Genomic DNA, 15,914 nt, shown 5'->3' on the forward strand with positions numbered 1-15,914 from the left:
CAGCGGGAGCGCGTCGCAAGCCTCCTGCGCACGCACGACCTCCGCGTCTCCAGCATCGGGTCTCCCGTCGGCAAGATCTTCGTCGACGAGGACTTCGAGCCCCACCTCGACCGGATGCGGCACGCCGCCCGCGTCGCACGGGAGCTCGAGGCCCCGTACGTGCGCGTGTTCTCGTTCTTCGTCCGACCCGGGACCGACCCGGCGTCGTGGCGCGACGTCGTCCTGCGCCGGATGGCGGCGCTCGCCGAGGTGGCGCGCGCGGCCGGCGTCGTGCTGGTCCACGAGAACGAGAAGGACATCTACGGGGACGTGCCCGAGCGCTGCCTGGACGTCGTGGAGTCGGTGGGCTCGCCGCACCTGGCGCTCGCGTGGGACTCGGCGAACTTCGTCCAGGTGGGCGTGCGGCCCTTCACCGACGGCTACGCGCTGCTGCGCCCGTACCTGGAGTACGTCCAGGTGAAGGACGCGCTCGCGGCGACGGGCGCCGTCGTGCCCGCCGGGCGCGGTGACGGTGAGGTCCCGGAGACCGTGCGGGCCCTGCGCGACGACGGCTTCGACGGGTTCTTCTCGCTCGAGCCGCACCTGAGCGACGCCCACAGCCTCGGCGGGTTCTCCGGGCCGGAGCTGTTCACCGAGGCCTGGGAGGCGTTCACCACGATCCTCGACGCCGAGGCGGTGCCCTTCCGATGACCGACGCTCCCCGCCCGGGCACCCCACCCACGACCAGGACCACGACCATGGAGGACCGCACGATGACGACTGCCCAGGAAGTGCGACCGGCCAGCCAGGAGGCGCGCCCGCCCGTCGGGGCGGCCCGGCGCCCCGGCCCGCGCACGCGCGGCACGACGTCGGCCGGCAGCCGGGTGGCGGCGGTCGCCTCGGCGGCCTGGCGCCCCGCGCTGGTGCTGCTCGCGCTGTTCGCCGTGTGGTGGTTCGTCGCGTGGCGCGAGCTCGTGCCGGCGTACCTGGTCCCGTCGCCGGGAGCCGTCTGGGACACGATGGTCGAGGACTGGGCCATGCTCGCCGAGCACACCTGGGTGACCACGATGGAGACGGTCGTCGGGTTCGTGCTCGCCTCCGTGATCGGCGTCGCGACGGCGGTCCTGCTCGTCTACTCGCCGACGGCCGAGAAGTCGCTGTACCCGCTCATCCTCTTCGCCCAGGTGATCCCCAAGATCGCGATCGCTCCGATCCTCGTGGTCTGGTTCGGGTTCGGCGCCGCCCCCAAGATCATCCTCGCGGTGCTCATCGCGTTCTTCCCGGTCGTGGTCTCGGCCGTCGCCGGGCTGCGGTCGATCGACCCGGAGCTGCTGGAGATGTCGGCGACCATGGGCGCGTCGCGCTGGAAGACCTTCCGCAAGATCCGCTTCCCGGGGTCGCTGCCCCAGCTCATGTCCGGGCTCAAGGTCGCCGTCACGCTCGCGGTGGTGGGGGCGGTCGTCGGCGAGTTCGTCGGCGCCGACCGCGGCCTCGGGTACGTGCTGCTCCTCGCGAGCGGCAACCTCGACGCGCCGCTCCTGTTCGCCGACCTCATCCTCATGTCGCTCATCGGCGTCGTGCTGTTCCTCCTCGTCGAGCTGCTGGAGCGGCTCCTCATCCCGTGGCACGCGTCGCGGCGCGGGAACCTCGTCCTCGCGTCCTCCTGACACGCCCCTGACCCACCCCAGAGTTCGCCGCCTCGACGACGAGGCGGCGCGAGCAGAAGGAGTCTTCCCATGCGTGGTGCACGTCTGACAGTCTCGCTGGCCGCGGCCGGCGTCGTGGTGGCGGGGACGGCGGCCTGCGGGCAGTCGGCCGACCCGTCCGGGCCCGCGGAGGGCGAGGGCGGCCTCACCGAGGTCACCGTCACCCTCAACTGGGTGCCCTACGGCGAGCACGCGCCGTTCTACTACGGCGTCGAGCAGGGCATCTTCGAGGAGGAGGGCATCGACCTCACGATCCAGCCGGGCAACGGGTCGGGGAACACGGTCCAGCAGGTCGCGCAGCGCAACACCGACTTCGGCTGGGCCGACACGCCACCGCTCGCGAACGCCATCAGCTCGGGCATGCCGGTGCGCAGCGTGGGCGTGTTCCTCCAGACCGGGCCCAGCTCGGTCGAGTTCTTCGCCGACCAGGGCATCACCGAGCCCGCCGACCTGGTGGGCAAGACGGTCGGGGGCACGCCGGGCGACGCGATGTACGGGACGTTCCCGGCCTGGCTGGAGCTCAACGGCGTCGACCCGGCCGACGTGACCGTGGTCAACGTCGACGCCGCGGGCAAGATCGCCGCGCTCATCGAGGGCAAGGTCGACGCGATCCAGGGGTTCCACCACGACCAGGCGCCGACGATCGAGAACCAGACCGGCGAGGAGGTCGACGCGCTGCCCTTCGCGGACTTCGGCATGAACCTGCTCGGTACCGGCCTGGTGGCCAACGAGAAGCTCATCGCGGACGACCCGGAGCTCGTCGAGGCGATGGTGCGCGCGACGTCGCGGGCGTTCCTCGCGGCGTCCGAGGACCCGGACGCGGCGGTCGCGGCCATGGCCGCGGGCGCCGAGCAGGCGCCCGACGAGGCGGTGCTGGCGGCCCAGCTCGCCGCGACGATCGACCTGCTGAACCTCGAGGACGCCCCCGCACCCGGCGTGAACACCGAGGAGCAGTGGACGGACACCCTGACGTTCCTGTCCGAGAACACGGACTTCGACGGCGGCACGACCCCGACCGACTTCTGGGACGGCGCGTTCGGGGCGGACCTGTGACCGCGACCGAGCTCACCGCCCCCGTCGACGCGGTCGGCGCCGACCCCATCATCGAGGTCCGCGACCTCACGATGCGCTTCACGTCGAAGCGGTCCGAGACCGTGGCGCTCGACGACGTCTCCCTGAGCGTCCAGCCGGGCGAGTTCGTCACGATCGTCGGGCCGTCCGGCTGCGGCAAGTCGACGCTGCTGAAGATCGTCGCGGGGCTCACGGCCTACACCGAGGGCGAGGTGCGCCTGTACGGGCAGCCCGTCACGCGCCCGCAGCGCGAGATCGGGTTCGCGTTCCAGCGCTCGGCGCTGCTCGAGTGGCGCGGGGTGCGCAAGAACATCCTGCTCCAGGCGGAGATGCGGGGCATGGACAAGCGCCGGGCGCAGGAGCGTGCGGACGCGCTCATCGCCCTGACCGGGCTCACGGGCTTCGAGAAGGCGCTGCCGCACGAGCTGTCCGGCGGCATGCAGCAGCGCGTCGCGCTGTGCCGGGCCCTGCTGCACGAGCCGCGCGTCCTGCTCATGGACGAGCCGTTCGGCGCGCTCGACGCGCTCACGCGCGAGCAGATGAACATCGAGATGAACCGCATCTGGCGCGAGACCGGCACGACCATCGTGCTCGTCACGCACTCGGTGCCCGAGGCGGTGTTCCTCGGGAGCCGGATCGTCGTCATGAGCCCGCGCCCCGGACGGATCGTCGAGACCCTCGAGCCCGGCCTGCCCGACGAGCGCGACTACGGCACGACGCTCGTCGACCCCCGGTTCACGGGTGCCGCCGAGCGGCTGCGCGACCTGCTCGGCGCCAGCCACGTCGCCGAGTGAGCGCGTCCGTGCGGTCGGCTCCGGAGGACGCCGGACCCGTCGTCGGCGTCGGGATCGTCGGGATGGGCAGCATCGGCGTGCTGCACGCGCGGGCGCTGCGTGATCTGGCGCCGCGGGCGCGGCTCGTCGCGTACTCCGGGGGCGCGGTGCTCGACGACGACGTGACGCCGGCCGGACCGGCGGCGCACGTGGCGCCGGACGAGGTGGTCCGCCACGAGGGCGTCGACGTCGTGGCGATCTGCACGCCGAGCGGGAGCCACGCGCGCCTCGCGCTCGCGGCGCTCGCGGCAGGCAGGCACGTCGTCGTGGAGAAGCCGCTCGCGGTGACCGTCGAGGACGCCCTCCGCGTCGAGCGGGAGGCGCGCGAGCGGGGCCTGGTCGTCTCGATGGTCTCGCAGCGCCGCTTCGAGCCCCCGCACCAGGCGCTCCGGCGCGCGCTCGACGACGGCGCCCTCGGGGAGCTGCGCCTCGTCGCGACGCACGTGCCCTGGTACCGCGACGACGACTACTACGCCGCGGCGCGGTGGCGGTCGTCCACGGCGGAGGGCGGCGGGTCGCTCATGAACCAGGGCGTGCACAACGTCGACCTCCTGCGCTGGCTGTGCGGGCCGGTCGAGTCGGTCACCGCGCAGGCCGGGACGCTCGCGCGCGGGGGAGTGCTCGGCGAGGCCCCGGGGGACCTCGCCGAGGACACGACCGTGGCGACGCTGCGCCTCGCGTCGGGCGCGCTCGGCGTCGTCACGACGACGACGGCCACGCCCCCGGGGTTCCCCGCGACCCTCGCTCTCCACGGGTCGCGCGGGTCGGTGGAGCTCGCGCAGGACGAGGTCCTCCGGTGGGACGTGCCGGGCGTCCCGGCGCCCACGTCGGGATCCTCGGCGGGCGGCGCGGCCGACCCGCTCGCGATCGGGCACGCCGGCCACCGCGTGCAGTGGGAGCGGGTGCTCGCGGCCCTGGACGGCACGGCACCGCCACCGGTCGACGCCGCCGACGCCGTGGAGACCGTCCGGCTCCTCTGCGCGATCCGCGAGGCTGCCGCGACCGGGCGGGTCGTCCGCCCGGCCGACCTCGCGGGGCCCAGAGCGCCCACGCCGGTGCGGTGACGCCGTCGGCACGCGAGCCGTCGTGCGACCCTACTGCGAACGTTTGCAGGCACCTGCACGTTAAGACCTCCGTACCCAGATTCACCGTAACTACAATCGTTCGCATTCCCTGCTCGCCGGGGCTCGTCCCCGGTCCGACCATCCGGTGACACCGTCGCCGACCCGAGACCCCGCTGGAGGCCGCGTGACAGCCCCGACCGACGTCCCGAGCCGACCCGGCCCGACGTCGTCCGCTGCGACGCCGGCGGACGCCGCGCGATCGGCGCGAGCGCGTCTGCGCCGCGCCGCCCGTCCCGCGTTCCCGCCGGCGCCCGTCCTCCCGACGCAGGTCGGGATCGTCCACCTCGGGATCGGCGCCTTCCACCGTGCGCACCAGGCGGTCGTCACCGAGGACGCCGCGCGCGCCACGGGCGAGACCTGCTGGGGCATCCTCGGCGTGACGCAGCGCTCCGCGTCGGTCCGCGACCAGCTCCGACCGCAGGACGGGGTCTACACCGTGCTGACCGTCGGGCCCGACGGCGCGTCCCCGCGCGTGGTGGGGTCGGTGACCGACGTCGCGTGGCCGGCCGAGGAGACGCCGCGCGTCCTCGCGGCGCTCGCCGCACCGACGACGCACGTCGTGACGCTCACGGTCACCGAGAAGGGGTACGCGCGCCGGGCCGACGGTCACCTCGACGTCGACGCGGTCGCGGGCGACCTCGAGGTGCTGCGCCGCGAGGAGGCGGCGACGAGCTCTCCGGGCGGGGGCGTGGCGGGCGCGGGCGTCCCGGGCGACGCCGCGGGGGAGGACGCCCACGGCGTCGCGGCGACCAGCGCCGTCGGGCTCCTCGTGCGCGGGCTCGCGGCGCGGCGTCGGGCCGGGGGAGCGCCCCTGACCGTGCTGAGCTGCGACAACCTCGCCGACAACGGGCACGTGCTCGCCCGGCTCGTGGGCGAGGCGGTCGACGCCGCACTCCCGGGCGCCGAGGGAGATGCGCTGCGCGCCTGGCTCGCCGCGTCGGTGACCTTCCCGTGCAGCATGGTCGACCGCATCGTGCCGGCCACGACGCCCGCGCAGCGCGACGAGGTCGAGACGCTGCTCGGCGCGCGCGACGAGGGCCTGGTCGTGGCGGAACCGTTCCTCCAGTGGGTGATCGAGGACCGCTTCGCCGGGCCGCGCCCCGCGTGGGAGCGAGGCGGGGCGACGCTCACGAGCGACGTCGCGCCCTACGAGCGCGCGAAGCTGCGCCTGCTCAACGGGGCGCACTCCTACCTCGCGTACGCGGGGTCGCTCGCGGGGCACGCCACGATCGCCGAGGCGGTCGCCGACCCGGCGCTCGCCGCGGGTGCCCGGGCCCTGCAGGCCGACGCGCTCGCGACGGTGGACGCGCCGGACGGCGTCGACCTCGCCGCGTACGCGCAGACGCTGCTCGACCGGTTCGCCAACCCCGCGACGGGGCACACGACGCGGCAGGTCGCGGCGGACGGCACGCAGAAGATCCCGTTCCGCTGGGGCGCGACGCTCGCCGACCTCCTCGCGGCGCGCCCGGACGCCCCGGTGCCGCGGGGCGTCGTGGCGGCGCTCGCCGCGTGGGCCGGGTACGTCGTCGCGGAGGTGCGCGCGGGCCGCACGGTGGACGACCCGCGCGGCGACGAGCTGGGCGCGGTGGTCGCGGGCGCGCCCGACGACGCGGCGGCCGTCCGTGCGCTCGTCCGCCTCCCCGGCCTGCTGCCCGGGGTCCCGGACGCGCGCCTGGACGAGATCGCCGACGGGGCCGTCGCCGCGGCCGTCGGCGCGAGCACGACCGGCACGACCGGCACGACGAACGAGGAGGCTGCGCCGTGAAGATGGGGTTCCGCTGGTACGGGGAGGGGAACGACACGGTCACGCTCGACCACGTGCGCCAGGTCCCCGGCGTGGAGACGATCGTGTGGAGCCTGCACGGCAAGCAGGCCGGCGAGGTGTGGGAGCAGGCGGAGATCGACGCCGAGGTCGCGACGATCACCGGGCTGAGCGACGAGGCCCGCGCGCGCGGGATCACCCGGACCTTCGACGCCGAGGTGGTCGAGTCCGTCAACGTGCACGAGTCGATCAAGCTCGGCAGGACCGTCCTCGGGCGCAGCCGCGACGAGGCGATCGAGAACTACGTGACGACGATCCGCCGGCTGGGCCGGGCCGGGGTGAAGGTCGTCTGCTACAACTTCATGCCCGTCTTCGACTGGCTGCGCACCGACCTGTGGCGCCCGCTGCCCGACGGCTCGACCGCGCTGTTCTTCGAGCGGGCCGTCGTGGACGCGCTCTCGCCGCAGAGCCTCATCGCCGACATGGAGGCGAACACGCACGGCCTCACGCTGCCCGGCTGGGAGCCCGAGCGGCTCGCGAGCTTCGCCGAGCTCGACGCCGCCTACGAGGGCGTGACGCGCGAGGACATGTACGCCCACTACCGGTACTTCCTCGACGCCGTGATCCCCGCGTGCGAGGAGGCCGACGTCAAGCTCGGCGTGCACCCCGACGACCCGCCCTACGACGTGTTCGGCTGGCCTCGCGTCGTGTCGACGAAGGACGACCTCGCGCGCGTGCTGTCCCTCCACGACAGCCCGTACCACGGCCTGACGCTGTGCCTCGGCAGCTTCTCGGCGAACCCCGACCAGGACGCGGTCGACGCCGTGCGCACGTTCATGGACCGCATCCACTTCACGCACGTGCGCAACATCAAGCACCTGGGGAACGGCGACTTCACCGAGGTCGCGCACCGCGCGTGCGAGGGCAGCGTCGACACGACGGGCATCATGCGCGCGTACGCCGAGGCGGGCTACCAGGGCTACGTGCGCCCCGACCACGGCCGGCACCTGTGGGACGAGAACACGACGAACAAGCCCCGCCCCGGCTACGGCCTGTACGACCGCGCGCTCGGCGTCCAGTACCTGCTCGGCGCCTGGGACGCGTTCCGGTACGACGCCTGACGACTCGGCACGAGCTGCGGGACGCTCTGCGTCACGCCATCGTGATGATGGTCTTGCCGGTCGGCCGCTCGGTGGGGTTGAGCGCGTCGGGCGCCTCGGCGAGCGGGCGAACCGTGCCGATGGTGGTGCGGAGCCGTCCGGTGCGCACGCGCGCGACGATCTCGGTGAGCTGGGCCCGGTCCGGCTCGACGACGAAGAAGATCGACCGGCCGTCCTCGGGCTGCCGGGCCGGGGGCTCGGCGATCGTCACGAGGGTGCCGCCGGCCTGGACGAGGTCGGTGGACCGGGCGGCGACGTCTCCGCCGAGGACGTCGAACACCAGGTTGACGCGTCCGACGGCGGCGAGGTCGTCGGCACCGAGATCGACGAACTCGTGGGCGCCGTGGTCGAGCGCCGCCGCGCGGTCGGCCGTGCGGCCGGTGCCGATGACGTAGGCCCCGGCCTCGCGCGCGAGCTGGGACGCGACGGAGCCGACGCCGCCGGCGGCCCCGTGCACCAGGACGGTCTGCCCCGCCTGGAGGCGGCCGTGCTCGAACAGGCCCTGCCAGGCCGTCAGGCCGGAGACGGGCAGGCTCGCCGCGGTCACGAAGTCGACGTCGGCCGGCAGCGGCGCGAGGTTCCGGGCCTCGACGGCGACGTACTCGGCGAGCGTGCCGTTCCTGGTCCAGTCGGCGAGCCCGAGCACGCGCTGCCCGACGTCGAGGCCGGTGGTGCCGTAACCGAGGCCGGTGACGACCCCGGCGAGCTCGTGTCCGGGGATGCTCGGCGTACGGTCACGCCCGGCACGGTCCGTCCACGTCGCCGGCCAGGTGAGCTCCCCGGGCGTGAAGCCGGAGGCGTGGACGCGGACGACGACGTCGTTCTCCGACGCGTACGGCTCGGGTTGCTCGGTCAGCGCCATCCCTGCGGTTCCGGCGTCGGGGTCGGTCACGATGATCGCCTGCATAGGTGTGCTCCTGTTCGGGTGGAGGTGTGCACCAGATAGACGACGCTGCCCGGTCCCGTGTCAGGTGGGGCGCCAGGTCCGCAGCTTGTGGGGGTTCCACTGGACGAGGACCGCACGCACCGCGCCGCTGTCGGTGACCAGCTCCAGGACGCCGCTGGTGTCCCCGTCCCGGTCGAAGGTGAGGACGACCCCGGACGGGGTCTCGCGCAGCCGGAGCGTGGTCGGCGCCTGACGGGCCAGGACCCCGACGACGAACCGCGCGACCTTCTCGGCTCCGCGCACGGGGTTGAGGGCCGCGCGCGCGACGCCACCGCCGTCGGAGAGCAGGGTCACGTCCGGGTGCAGCAGCCTGAGCAGCTCGGCGACGTCGCCGGTGACGGCGGCGCGCTGGAACGCGGCGGTGAGCGAGGGGTCGGGGACGCCGCTCACGTCGCCGCCCGCTGCGACACGAGCGCGCGCCGACGACGCGAGCTGGCGGACGGCACCCGGCGAGCGGTCGAGCACGTCCGCGACCTCGGCGACGGGGACGTCGAACACGTCGCGGAGGACGAACGCGACGCGCTCCGCCGGCGTCATCGACTCCATCACCGTCAGCAGGGCCATGCTCACGGACTCCGACCGCACGGCGAGCTCGGCGGGGTCGCCGTCCTGGAGGGTCGGGGTGGCGTAGCGCCCGTCGGCCACCGGCTCGGGCAGCCACGGGCCGACGTACCTGTCGTGGCGCCGCGGCGCGCTCTTCAGGACGTCCAGGCACACGCGGCTCGTCGTCCTCGCGAACCACCCCACGCGGTTCGTCACCGCCTCGCGACCCGCGTCGTCGAGGCGGTACCAGCGGACGAACGCCTCCTGCACGGCGTCCTCGGCGTCGGCGACCGTGCCGAGCATCCGGAATGCCAGGCCGACCAGGCGGTCCCGGTCCACGTCCCTCGGTCCTGAGGTCTGCGACATGACAGCCATCATCCGCCGGACCGGCGCCTCGAGGCGCACGCGAGGGACACCCGGAGGACGGACCCCGCGGGGGTTCACGGTCCGTGCGGCTAGGCGTCCCCGGCGGCGGACCTCGCCTCGCCCCAGCCGTACCAGCGCTCGACCTCGATCCACGCGCTGACGCGCGGGCTGTGCCGGTTCGCGTACTCGTGCCCCGTGTAGTGGCGAGAGATCCGGTCGATGTCGGCCAGGCCCTCGTCGGGGCTCAGCTCCGTGACACGTCCGACGAGCGTCACGTGCGTGTACCAGTTCTCGTCGAGCACGGTGAGCGAGACGCGCGGGTCCTTCCGCAGGTGCCGGAGGCGCACGCGCGACTCGTCGAGGTTGACGAGCACGCGGCCGTCGTCCTCCCAGACGTACCACGTCGCCGCGGTGACGGGTGCGCCGTCGGACCGCACGGTCGCCATGACGGCGGCGTTCGGGCGGCGCAGCAGCTCGACGAGACGGGACGGCAGCGGGGGTCGGGACACGACGGCTCCTCCAGGTCGGGACGGCGGGACGTCCCGACGCTACGGCACGCGAGGTCCGTCAGCGCGTCCGGGGCGCGCCGCGCCCGGTTCACGAGACGCTCGGGGACTCGTCCCGGGCGAACGCGCCGACGTCGGGGTCGTAGGTCACGGTCCGCGACTGGTCGAGCTCGACGAGCACCAGGGCGTCGAGCCAGCGGCCCGGGACACCGCCGCTACCGCCACGGCCCGGCGCCGGGAGATCGACGGCGTCCGGGTCGTCCTGCACGTCGTGCACGACGACGACCGGTGCGCCGGGCAGGGGCACGCGGTCCGGCGGCGCGACGAGCAGGACCTCGACGCTCCGCTCCGCGCCCGGCGGTCCGTAGGCGACGGTCGCGTCGAACCGCGGCCGTCCGTCGTCGGTCCACGAACCCAGGTACCGCCGGTCAACGAGCGAGCCCGGCGTGCGGACCCCGTCACGCCGCAGCGCGCGCAGCCGCTCCTGGACGGCTCGGGCCTCGAGCTGCGCCTCGGTCGCCGAGAGGACGGCGACCACGCCCCCCGCCAGCGCCCCGACGGCCACGCACGCGAGCGCGAGGAGCGGCTCGAGATCGAGGTCCCGTGCGAGGGGGTGCGCGACGTCGGCGAGGTCCAGCCCGACGACGGCACCCACCCCGAGGGCGACGCCGAGGAGCGCGGTGGCCCACGTCAGGCGCGACGCGACGCGGGCGGACCCGCTCGCGCCGAGGGCGACGGTGTGGACGCCGAGCAGGAGGACGCACGCGGGGAGCGCGACGACGGCGAGCGCGACCACGAGCCACCACGGAGCCGGGCGGCCTCCCGGCAGGGCGCCCGCGCCGAGCAGGTGGCCGGCGAGCAGGGTGAGGGCGGCCCCGGCGACGACCGTCACCAGCGCACCCGAGCCGAGGACCAGCCAGGTCAGGTAGCGCGACTGCGCGCGGGGCGAGAGGGGGGTCTCGACGACGGCGCGGCCGTGCCGGTCGCGGACGGCGAACGCCGGGATCCCGGGGCTGAGGAACCCCGGGTTGCCGGGCAGGCCCGTCAGCCCGGCCGCCGGCTCCGAGGCCGAGCCCCAGCTCGGGGCGTCCACCGGCGGGGCGGAGGCCGGTCCGTCGCGGCCGTCGAGGTCGTCGCGCGATGCGGTCATGGCAGCCCTCCTCTCTGGTCAAGAAAATCTCAAGTGCAGGGTAGGGTATGGTGGGCGAGATGTCACCGCCCCGGTGCGCGGCGGGGTCCGTCCGGGTCTCCTGACGAGGTCGTTCGGGCGCGGCGGCGCGTGACATGATCGACCTCATGCTCACTCCCGCCACCGGCGCGGCCGGGTCGCGCATCGCCGGCCTCGGTCACTTCCAGCCCGAGAAGACGCTGACGAACGACGACATCGCGCAGCTCGTCGAGACCAACGACGAGTGGATCCGCTCGCGCACGGGGATCGTCACGCGGCACGTCGCCGACGACGACACGACCGTCGCCGACATGGCCACCGCGGCCGCGCGCCACGCGCTCACCGATGCGGGCGTCGACCCCGCCGAGGTCGACCTCGTCATCGTCGCCACCGCCACTGCGACCGACCGCTCGCCCAACACCGCCGGCCGCGTCGCCTATCACCTGCGCACCGGCGTCATGCCCGGGCAGTCGACGCCCGAGGAGGCGTCCGAGCTCGACCTGCGCGGGGTCGTCGGGCCCGCGGTGCTCGACGTCAACGTCGCGTGCTCCGGGTTCGCCCACTCCGTCGGCCTCGCGGACCAGGCGATCCGCGCGGGCTCCGCCCGCACCGCCGTCGTCATCGGTGCGGAGAAGCTCACCGCGTTCACCGACTGGACCGACCGCAGCACGTGCATCCTCACCGCCGACGGCGCGGGCGCCGCCGTACTGCGCGCGACGGACGAGCCCGGCGTCGGTCCCGTGACCTGGGGCTCCGAGCCCGACCTCACCCCCGCCGTGCTCATCGAGGCGCCGCAGGAGAAGTTCGCCCAGGACGGCCGCGCCGTCTTCAAGTGGGCCATCACGCGCGCCGCCGACCGCGCGCGCTCCGTCGTGGAGCGCTCCGGCGTCTCGCTCGACGACATCGAGGTGCTCGTCGCGCACCAGGCGAACCTGCGCATCATCGAGCCCCTCGCGAAGTCGCTCGGGCTGGAGTCCAAGATCGTCGTCACCGACATCGTCGAGTCCGGCAACACGTCCGCCGCGTCCATCCCGCTCGGGCTCTCCAAGTGGTGGCACGCCGGCAAGATCCCCGCCGGCGTCCCGGCGCTCCTCTTCGGCTTCGGCGGCGGGTTCGCCTGGGCGGGCCAGGTCGTGGAGACCCCGACCCGCTGACACCGGCTCGCGCCGCGCGCGCTGGTCCCGTGCTCCGGGTCGCCTCTCGTCGGGTCGCCTCTGGTCGGGTCGCCTCTGGTCGGGTCGCTTGGTCGCCTCCGGTCGAGTTCCGCGAGGGGCGGGGCGGGTCTACCATCCGCCGCTCGTCCCTCGCGGCTCCCGCCAGACCCGCCACGACCCGCCCCACCCCTCGCTCCACCCGACCTCAGCGTCCGTCTCACCAGGTGCCCGCGGAGGTGCGTGCCGCGACGGAGCGCGGTGGTGCGGGGTCAGCGCGACGCGCCGGGGTGGTCGGCGCACGCCTCCCGCGATGGGTGAGGCTGGCTCGGGGCTCGGGGCTCGGGGCTCGGGGCTCGGGGCTCGGGGCTCGGGGCTCGGGGCTCGCGGCTCGCGGCTCACCGCAGCAAGGTCCGGCCCAGCACCGACGACGAGATGCGAGTTGTTGCCCTCTCCACCGTCCATGGAGGGGCAACAACTCGCATCTCATGATCCGTCAGCCGTCGGCTGTGACGGTCGGTGGGTGGGTGCGTCGCCCTCGACTCGCCCCTGCACCGGGTCGAGGGGGTGATCGCCGTGACCGTCCGGAGCACCGCGGGCCTGGGCCCGACCGATCGCCCGAGGCGAGACCCCCTGCGAGGGCCGACGCCGGAGCGGAGGGTGGGGCGGGTCGTGGCGGGTCTGGCGGGAGCCGCGAGGAACGAGCGGCGGATGGTAGACCCGCCCCGCCCTCCGCGGAGGTGGCGGGCCGGAGGCGACCGGTCGACGTCTCACCCCGGGAGCGTCGGGCCGGAGACGACCGGTCGAACGCACCCGGACACCCGGTGCTGTCGGCCGCCCAGGTCCGACGCCGTGCGGCCGACACGGGGCCGTGGCTTCCCCTTACGGGTAGCTGACGACCTTCGCCGGGACGGTCTCGACGCCGCTGGCGCGGGGGCCGACGCCGTTGATGACGTGCTCGTACGTGCCCACTCCGCCGAGCGAGACGGTCAGCAGCGTGTGCATCCGCACGCCCGGGGTGACCGGGACCTCGAACCCGTTGTCGGAGACGATCGACGCGTCGGACGTGAACACGCAGTAGGAGCCCAGGCCCCAGGCCTCGTGGTGCTGCACGTGGTCCGCGACCTTGTACGCCGCCCACCCGCGGATGCCGTCGTGGTTCCACGCGGCCTGGTTCGGCGGGTCGTAGGGGAGCTCGTTCTGGTAGAAGATCGTGCGCCCCCGCTCGCCGTTCCACAGGGTGTTGTACTTCTGGTAGTGCTCGACGAAGAGGCCGTAGCCGTCGACGTCGTCGCCGTTGACCACGAGGCCGTGGTCGGCGGTGTTGACGTCCCAGCCGATGCCCTCGCCGTGGTCGCCGCGCCAGGACCAGATGTGGTCGACGATCGTGTCGTCCGCGTTGATGACGATCGCGCTCTCCACCTTGCCCGCGTGGGCGCCGCCGACGCGCACGAACACGTCGTGGATCGAGATCGGGTCGTCCGCGTGGTCCGCGGTCGATCCCTCGGTGCCGACGGTGAGCATCGACGGGGACTCGGTCGCCCCGGCGTCGAACAGGACGCTCGCGACGCGGACGCCGTCGACGTCGCCGACCTGGAGCGCGGTCTGCCCGGCGGTGGGCACGATCGTGGCGTAGCCGAGACCGAGCACGACCGTGTCGGCGCGGTTCACCTCGATCGTCTCGTCGAGCTCGTAGACGCCGGGCGTGAGCAGGAGGTGCAGGCCCTGGTCGAGCGCGGCGTTGATGTGCTCGGCGATGTCGCCGGGGTGCGCGACGTAGAAGTCGTCGAGCGGGATCGACGTTCCGGGCGTGGAGCCGTTCTTCCACGTCGCGCCGCGCGTGCCCTCGCGCAGCGACGGCACGAAGACGGCGTAGTCGTCGCCGTCGAGGTAGAGGTACGGCTTCTCGCGGATCGTGCCCGTGGTGTCGAGCGTGGTGACGGCGGGCTCGGGGAACGTCGTGGGCGGGGCGTTCTCGGTGCCGGAGAACACCATGTTCCACAGCGTGCCGTCCCAGCCGCCCGTGAGCGTCGAGTCGCGCGTGTACCACTGCTGCTGGGTGTAGCCCCGCACCTGGCCGTCGACGATCGAGTCGGCGGTGAAGCCGCCCGACGCCCACCCGTAGCGGGACGAGTGCAGCATGAGGTTGCCCTTGACGTGGATGCGACGCATGGGCGCCGCCTGCGAGACGGCCCAGCGCATGTCGCCGCCGGTCGGGGTGACGGCGAGGTTCTCGATGGAGCGCCAGAAGTTCTGCGTCGCGTTCCCCTCGAACCACTCCGCGTCGGCCCAGACGCCGCCGGTGATGTTCACGTCGTCGGGGTTCTTGCCGAGGCCGTTGACCGCGGTGTTGAAGCCGACGTTGACGTGCACCGGGTACGTGCCGGGCTCGAAGAGGAACTGGTCGCGGCGCAGGCCGAACTGGCTCTCCTCCTGCGCGGCGTACGCCGCGTCGACGGCGGCCTGGATCTGGTCGACCGGGGTGCCGGGGCCGAACACGTGCACGTTGGGCCCGAGGTCCCCGCCGCCCTCGATCGGCTCGCCCGTGCCGGGGTTCGGTGTCCCGTCAGCCGTGGTCAGCACGCGCAGCTCCCAGATCGAGTAGCCCCACCCGGTCCCGCGCTCGGTGCCGACGAGCCGGACGTAGCGGCCCGAGCCGGTGATGTCGAGAACCTGCGTGCCGCCGGTCCCGTCGGTCACCGTGCGCAGCGTGCGCCACAGGGTGCCGTCGTCGGACGTCTCGACGCGGAAGCCCTTGCCGTAGGCGCCCTCCCAGTCGATCTCGATCCCGCAGACGGGCTTGATCGCGCCCAGGTCGACCTGGAGCCACTGCGCGTCGGAGAAGTCGCTGCTCCAGCGCGTGTCGGCCTTGCCGTCCACGGCGAGGCCCGCGGCGTACGCGCCCTCGGTGGACGACGCCGTCGCCGCCTTCCCGAGCGCGGCGTTCGTCGTGCAGTCGTCGCCGGGCCCACCCGGGTCGACCGTCCCGCCGTCGGTCCCGGGCGTGCCGAACACCTGGAGCTCCCACAGCGAGTAGCCGTAGCCGGTGCCGCGCTCGGTGCCGAGCAGGCGCACGTACCGCCCGGTCCCGGACACGGGCAGGGTCTGCTGCCCGCCCGCACCGTCGGTGACCGTCCGCAGCGTGCGCCAGGTCGCGCCGTCGTCGGAGGCTTCGATGCGGAAGCCCTTGCCGTAGGCGCCCTCCCAGGTCAGGGCGACGGACGAGAGCGTCGAGACCTGGCCGAGGTCGACCTGGAGCCACTGGCCCTCGGCGAACTCGCTGCTCCAGCGCGTGCTCAGGTCGCCGTCGACGGCCCGTGCGGCGACGTAGTCGCCCTCGACGCTCGAGGCGGTCGCGGTCTTGCCCTGGGAGAGGTCGACGGGTTCCGCCGCGGCCGCGACGGGCGCGGCGGCCGCCACGAGCGGGGCCGCGACGCACGCCGCGGTCAGGCCCGCGGCGAGGGGGGCCAGGCGGTGCCTGGCCGGGGTTCGGAGGTGCATGGTCCTGCCTTCTTCGGGTCGGTGGGCCGTGCCGGGGCACGGCCGTGCCCCGGGGGGGGGGGGGGGGGGGGGGGGGGGGGAGGAACCGCCCTGCGGGG

The 15,914-nt window shown here is 74.2% G+C and carries 13 protein-coding genes; 8 read left to right on the top strand and 5 right to left on the bottom strand.

Features of this window, described 5'->3' with window-relative positions; translation table 11 throughout:
- From ABWU78_RS19990 to ABWU78_RS20020, 7 genes are all read left to right on the top strand, one after another.
- On the top strand, positions 1-690 hold a 690-nt coding region (locus ABWU78_RS19990; protein WP_439159303.1), incomplete at its 5' end, for a sugar phosphate isomerase/epimerase family protein.
- A gap of 62 nt (positions 691-752) precedes the next feature.
- Positions 753-1,646: an ABC transporter permease gene (locus ABWU78_RS19995; RefSeq protein WP_253054965.1), complete on the top strand. Its 894-nt coding sequence runs from the start codon at positions 753-755 to the stop codon at positions 1,644-1,646.
- Between the two features lie 69 nt (positions 1,647-1,715).
- Positions 1,716-2,738 (top strand): ABC transporter substrate-binding protein, encoded by a 1,023-nt coding sequence (locus ABWU78_RS20000; RefSeq protein ID WP_439159304.1) that lies wholly within the window; start codon positions 1,716-1,718, stop codon positions 2,736-2,738.
- Positions 2,735-3,550 carry an ABC transporter ATP-binding protein gene (locus ABWU78_RS20005; RefSeq protein ID WP_253054967.1) on the top strand — a complete coding sequence of 272 codons (816 nt, stop codon included), beginning with the start codon at positions 2,735-2,737 and terminating at the stop codon, positions 3,548-3,550. The genes ABWU78_RS20000 and ABWU78_RS20005 overlap by 4 nt, the downstream gene beginning before the upstream one ends.
- The gene (locus tag ABWU78_RS20010; protein WP_439159305.1) at positions 3,547-4,653 is read left to right on the top strand and encodes a Gfo/Idh/MocA family protein; all 1,107 of its coding nucleotides are present in this window, start codon (positions 3,547-3,549) and stop codon (positions 4,651-4,653) included. Before ABWU78_RS20005 ends, ABWU78_RS20010 begins: the two co-directional genes overlap by 4 nt.
- A 184-nt stretch (positions 4,654-4,837) precedes the next feature.
- Entirely contained in the window at positions 4,838-6,478 is a 1,641-nt protein-coding gene (locus tag ABWU78_RS20015) for a mannitol dehydrogenase family protein (protein ID WP_439159306.1), read from the top strand.
- 2 nt (positions 6,479-6,480) lie between these two features.
- Positions 6,481-7,596 (top strand): mannonate dehydratase, encoded by a 1,116-nt coding sequence (locus tag ABWU78_RS20020; protein ID WP_253055125.1) that lies wholly within the window; start codon positions 6,481-6,483, stop codon positions 7,594-7,596.
- Positions 7,597-7,627: 31 nt separating this feature from the next.
- On the opposite strand, the gene ABWU78_RS20025 is transcribed toward ABWU78_RS20020, so the two are convergent.
- The 4 genes from ABWU78_RS20025 to ABWU78_RS20040 all read right to left on the bottom strand — a co-directional run bounded on the left by ABWU78_RS20025 (position 7,628) and on the right by ABWU78_RS20040 (position 11,146).
- Positions 7,628-8,542, bottom strand: a complete 915-nt coding sequence (locus ABWU78_RS20025; protein WP_439159307.1) for an NADP-dependent oxidoreductase — start codon at positions 8,540-8,542, stop codon at positions 7,628-7,630.
- Between the two features lie 60 nt (positions 8,543-8,602).
- Complete coding sequence (locus tag ABWU78_RS20030; RefSeq protein WP_353707690.1) at positions 8,603-9,490, bottom strand: sigma-70 family RNA polymerase sigma factor; 888 nt, start codon at positions 9,488-9,490, stop codon at positions 8,603-8,605.
- 89 nt (positions 9,491-9,579) lie between these two features.
- On the bottom strand, positions 9,580-9,999 hold the full coding sequence (locus tag ABWU78_RS20035) for a PPOX class F420-dependent oxidoreductase (protein ID WP_253054972.1): 420 nt from the start codon (positions 9,997-9,999) through the stop codon (positions 9,580-9,582).
- A gap of 88 nt (positions 10,000-10,087) precedes the next feature.
- A complete protein-coding gene (locus ABWU78_RS20040) occupies positions 10,088-11,146 on the bottom strand; it encodes a hypothetical protein (protein ID WP_439159308.1) in 1,059 nt (352 codons plus the stop codon).
- 146 nt (positions 11,147-11,292) lie between these two features.
- On the opposite strand from ABWU78_RS20040, the gene ABWU78_RS20045 reads away from it, so the two are divergent.
- Positions 11,293-12,318 (top strand): 3-oxoacyl-[acyl-carrier-protein] synthase III C-terminal domain-containing protein, encoded by a 1,026-nt coding sequence (locus ABWU78_RS20045; protein ID WP_439159309.1) that lies wholly within the window; start codon positions 11,293-11,295, stop codon positions 12,316-12,318.
- Positions 12,319-13,197: 879 nt separating this feature from the next.
- Here ABWU78_RS20045 and ABWU78_RS20050 read toward each other — a convergent pair.
- On the bottom strand, positions 13,198-15,816 hold the full coding sequence (locus ABWU78_RS20050; RefSeq protein WP_439159310.1) for a discoidin domain-containing protein: 2,619 nt from the start codon (positions 15,814-15,816) through the stop codon (positions 13,198-13,200).
- Positions 15,817-15,914: the final 98 nt, after the last annotated feature.

Origin of the sequence: Cellulosimicrobium sp. CpK407, assembly GCF_051844275.1 — a bacterium.
Taxonomy (GTDB): Bacteria; Actinomycetota; Actinomycetes; order Actinomycetales; family Cellulomonadaceae; genus Cellulosimicrobium; species Cellulosimicrobium cellulans_G.

What these genes read in the sequence shown, in the direction of transcription:
- ABWU78_RS19995 (WP_253054965.1), top strand. Translation starts at nt 753, where the DNA reads ATGACGACTGCCCAGGAAGTGCGACCGGCCAGCCAGGAGGCGCGCCCG.
- ABWU78_RS20000 (WP_439159304.1), top strand. Translation starts at nt 1,716, where the DNA reads ATGCGTGGTGCACGTCTGACAGTCTCGCTGGCCGCGGCCGGCGTCGTG.
- ABWU78_RS20020 (WP_253055125.1), top strand. Translation starts at nt 6,481, where the DNA reads ATGGGGTTCCGCTGGTACGGGGAGGGGAACGACACGGTCACGCTCGAC.
- ABWU78_RS20025 (WP_439159307.1), bottom strand. Translation starts at nt 8,542, where the DNA reads ATGCAGGCGATCATCGTGACCGACCCCGACGCCGGAACCGCAGGGATG.
- ABWU78_RS20030 (WP_353707690.1), bottom strand. Translation starts at nt 9,490, where the DNA reads ATGTCGCAGACCTCAGGACCGAGGGACGTGGACCGGGACCGCCTGGTC.
- ABWU78_RS20040 (WP_439159308.1), bottom strand. Translation starts at nt 11,146, where the DNA reads ATGACCGCATCGCGCGACGACCTCGACGGCCGCGACGGACCGGCCTCC.
- ABWU78_RS20045 (WP_439159309.1), top strand. Translation starts at nt 11,293, where the DNA reads ATGCTCACTCCCGCCACCGGCGCGGCCGGGTCGCGCATCGCCGGCCTC.
- ABWU78_RS20050 (WP_439159310.1), bottom strand. Translation starts at nt 15,816, where the DNA reads ATGCACCTCCGAACCCCGGCCAGGCACCGCCTGGCCCCCCTCGCCGCG.